Annotated in this window: 3 protein-coding genes; 1 reads left to right on the top strand and 2 read right to left on the bottom strand. The window is 72.1% G+C overall.

The genetic code is table 11. The annotated features are described in order from the left end of the window. A partial coding sequence (locus tag NBX02_RS12320) for an Hsp20/alpha crystallin family protein (RefSeq protein ID WP_250291411.1) occupies nucleotides 1-433 on the bottom strand: 433 nt, incomplete at its 3' end. A 497-nt stretch (nucleotides 434-930) separates the two neighbouring features. On the opposite strand from NBX02_RS12320, the gene NBX02_RS12315 reads away from it, so the two are divergent. After that, complete coding sequence (locus tag NBX02_RS12315) at nucleotides 931-1809, top strand: DUF2267 domain-containing protein (RefSeq protein ID WP_250291409.1); 879 nt, start codon at nucleotides 931-933, stop codon at nucleotides 1807-1809. A gap of 136 nt (nucleotides 1810-1945) precedes the next feature. On the opposite strand, the gene NBX02_RS12310 is transcribed toward NBX02_RS12315, so the two are convergent. Continuing rightward, entirely contained in the window at nucleotides 1946-2917 is a 972-nt protein-coding gene (locus NBX02_RS12310) for a universal stress protein (RefSeq protein ID WP_250291407.1), read from the bottom strand. Nucleotides 2918-3705: the final 788 nt, after the last annotated feature.

Below are 3705 nucleotides of genomic sequence, written 5' to 3'. Positions count from 1 at the left end.
TGGGCTCGCCGCCCGCGACCGGTATCCGGACCTCGAGGATACCGTTGTGGTAGGTGGCGGCGACCTCCTCCTTCTTCACCCCGGGCGGCAGGGTGACCGAACGGGTGAGCGAGCCGTAGCGGAACTCGGAGCGGTAGCGGCCGGTGGCCTTCTCCCGGCGCTCCTCCCTGCGTTCGGCGTGCACCGACACCTCCTTGTCGGACACGGTGACCTCGACGTCCCGGTCCGGGTCGATGCCGGGGAGTTCGGCGCGCACCACGTAGGCGCCGTCCTCGGCGTACTCTTCGACCCGCACGGCGTCCTCCCGCAGGCCCAGCCGCCGTGCCGCCCGCGAACGCCCCTCCTGTGACCACGGCCGGCCGTGCGGCCCCGGTGACCGTTCCTGGCCGGTGTGCTCGCGCCGAATCAGTACCGGACGGCTACTCGCTTTCACGGCTACTCCTCGTTCCCTGTCGGTTTCCTGCCGCTTTGTCGATGGTTTCCTGTCACTTGTCGATAGTTCCCTGTTGTCGGTTCCCGGTAGCGCTGTCGATTCCTGGCCGATTACTGGCCGGGATCCGTGGAGCTGGTCGGGATCCACCCACATCTCCAGCCTGCGCCTTGTCGCCGGGGTCCGCCTCCCGGCCTTCGGCGGATGTTCGCGCCGTTCCGCCCGACAGCCCGCGGGCGGCCCACGGAAGAGCAACAGCGGAAGAGCAACAGAAGAAAGCGGGACGCGAGGCAGGACGGAACGACATGAAGCAAATACGGGGAACAAGAGGGAAAAAGCATCCAGAAACCGGGAGGAAAGCCAGCGGAAGCCCGGCGGGCCGCAAAGGGCGGAAAACGGTGGCCGGCGGCTCATCGGGTGGCGCGGCCGCGGCTCGTACCCGACGCTGGTGGAACCAGCCGCCGGGACGCTGGTGCAACCAGCCGCCGGGAGGTGCGCAGATGAGATATGCCGGGAGAGCGCTCGCCGCGCCGGCGGGAGCCGTGACGGGCGTCGCCACCGGGCTGCTCGCGCGGCCGCGACGCATCAGCCGCGGGATCAGCCGCAGGATCGGCCTGGTCCGGGAGCGGGCCGCCCGTCGGCTCCGCTACCTGCGGGGATGGCTGCGAGGGCTGCGTTACCGGCTTGCCGGAGGCCGTCCCGACCCGCGGGTAGCCGATGACATCCTCGCCGACCGGGTGCGTTCCCGGCTGGGCCCGGTCACGCGCGGGCTCGACGTCCCACGGGTGCACGTGACCGTCCGCGATCACGTGGTCATCCTGCACGGCGATGTCGCCACCGCGGCCGACACCATCGCCGTCGAGGAGGCGGTCTGGCGGACCTCGGGGGTCGAGGGGGTCGTGTCGATGCTGCACGAGGGGCTCGTCCGCGGGGACACCCGGCCGTCCGAGGGTGTGCTGCTCCCGGTCCGCTCCGTCATGCTGCGGCGGCTGTTCGACGCCGCGCAGCGGGCGGGCTGCGAGCCGCGGACCGTCCAGCCGGCGGTGCGCGCCGTGCTGGCGACGTTCTTCGAGCGGCTGCCGGCCGCCGAGCGGCGGCACGTCGCCTCGCATCTGCCCGCGGACGTGCGGGCGCTGACCGTGCCCCCGCGGCGGCGCGGCCGGGCCCTGGCGCGCCTGCGTCATCTGGACGAGTTCATCGAGGCGGTGCTGCGGATCGACCACATCGACCGCGGGCGCGCCCGTGACATCACCGGCGCCATCCTGCACACGTTGCGTGACTTCGTCCCGGAGGAGGCCCAGGACGTCGCCGCCGTCCTTCCCGAAGAACTCAGGCGGACGTGGACGGAGCCGACGGCAACGCCCGTCCCCCCGCTCTGACCAGGGTCCTTGACCAGGTCCTTGACCAGGGCCCTGACCAGGGCTTCTCCAGCCGGCGGCCCCAGCCCGGCCCGGGCCGCCGGCCTGGCCGGCGATGTTCGGGCCGGCGGCGGCTGGGGCCTGTCCCGCCGCTGGCCTACCGGTGTTGCCGCCGGTCGCCGCCGTGGATCACCGCGACCGGGCAGGGGGAGTGATGGGTGCAACGCTGGCTGGTCGAGCCCAGCAGCAGCTCGGCGAAGCCCTCGTGGCCGCGGGCGCCGACGACGAGCAGCTGGGCGCCGGCGGCCTGCCGGATCAGGGTGGTCCCCGCGGCGCCGAGCATGAGCCCGGCGTCCACCCTGACGTCCGTGCGGCCGCCCAGCCCCTTCACCAGCGTGTCCTCGAGCAGGGCCTGGGCCGCCTTTTCCAGTCCTTCTCCCTCGAAGCCGGCGTAGTAGCCGGTGTACATCGCCGGCGCGGGCATCCAGACGTGGAGGACACGCAGGGCCACTCCGCGCTGGGCCGCTGCCGTGGCCGCCCAGCGCAGCGCGTTGATCGAGCCATCCGAGCCGTCCACCCCGACGAGCACCGGACGCTTCTCCCGCGGCGCGGTGATCACCTGGCCGTTACGCCGCTCGTGCCCGCGGCCCTGTTCCGGGGCCCAGCGGACCACCACGACGGCGCCGGCCGACATGTGCACGCAGGCGTCGCTGACGGAGCCCGTCACAAGGCGGCGCAGGCGCCCCGAGCCCCGCGCGCCGATCACGAGCATCTGCGCGTTGGCGGCCGTGTTGAGCAGGGCTTCGACCGGGTCGGCGCGCACGGGCCGCCCGGTGATCGTGACGGCTGGCGCGGTGGCGCGGTTCCGTTCGATGGCTTCGTGCAGGAGCTTCTCGGCCGCCGCCGCGAGATCGTCGGCGTTGTGCGACGGGACATGGCTGGCCAGTACCCGCGGGCAGCGCTCGACGGACCAGGCGAACACCACGCGCACGGTCGCGCCATCGCGCCGTGCTTCGTCGACGGCCCAGCTCAGCGCTTTGCCGGCGTCCTCGGACAGGTCCGTCCCCACGACGATTTCCCGGCTTTCCCGGATTTCTCGAGTACCCCGGATATCCCGGATCTCCTGCATGCCAGCCTCCTTCATGAGCGGATCGGGCCTCGTCCGCATGGCCGGTGGCGATCGGTGACCGTATACCCATCCGCGTCCCTGCTGATCCGCTCGTGCGGGCGCGCCGTGCGCGGAGTTTCCCGCCCGGTCGGAGGTAGCCCGGTCGGACGGGGTCTCGTGCCCGAGGCCGGACAGCGTGGCCAGCCAGCAGCCCTCGGCCTCGGCCGCCCTCGCGAGCGCCGTGGTGACCGTGGCCAGCACCGGGGCGGGACGCGGCGGCTGGCGATCGGTGGCCCGGGTCCGCATGGCCGCGACGAGCGCCCGCTCCTCGGCGCCGGGCGGGTGGTGCCGGCCCGGATGGCGGCCAGCGGCTCCTTGCCCGCGAGGTCCATGTCGAGATCGGCGTACCCGGGCCCGCCGGACAGAACGGTCACCACCGGCAGCAGGCCGCGGGCCCGCAGCGCCAGGCGCGCGTAGTACAGGGCCGCGCCACAGCTGATCAGCTGCCGCCGTGTTGTCACTTCACGTAGCTGGACGAACGCGGAAAAAATTTCTACGAAGTGCTTGCGATCATGAAAATCGGCCGCTCCGTCGTGTATGTTTATCCCTGCCGGCGGAAAGCCGGGAGACACCAAGGCCGAGTTCATCGCCCAGGTGGCCCCCATCCCCGGCACGAGCCTCCCGCAGGAGGCTCGGTGGCCCCGAGGCGAATCCCGGATAATTCGGAGACGTTTGACTCGGCGGGGCTAAGTCAGTAAGTTACAACAGTTGCTCCGAGCGGGTTGCCGAAAGGTGCCTCTCGGTCCGCG

This window comes from Protofrankia sp. CiP1_Cm_nod1 (genome assembly GCF_920888515.1).
Classification (GTDB): Bacteria; Actinomycetota; Actinomycetes; order Frankiales; family Frankiaceae; genus Protofrankia.
This window is presented reverse-complemented; position numbering and strand designations above follow the sequence as displayed.

What these genes read in the sequence shown, in the direction of transcription:
- NBX02_RS12315 (WP_250291409.1), top strand. Translation starts at nt 931, where the DNA reads ATGAGATATGCCGGGAGAGCGCTCGCCGCGCCGGCGGGAGCCGTGACG.
- NBX02_RS12310 (WP_250291407.1), bottom strand. Translation starts at nt 2,917, where the DNA reads ATGCAGGAGATCCGGGATATCCGGGGTACTCGAGAAATCCGGGAAAGC.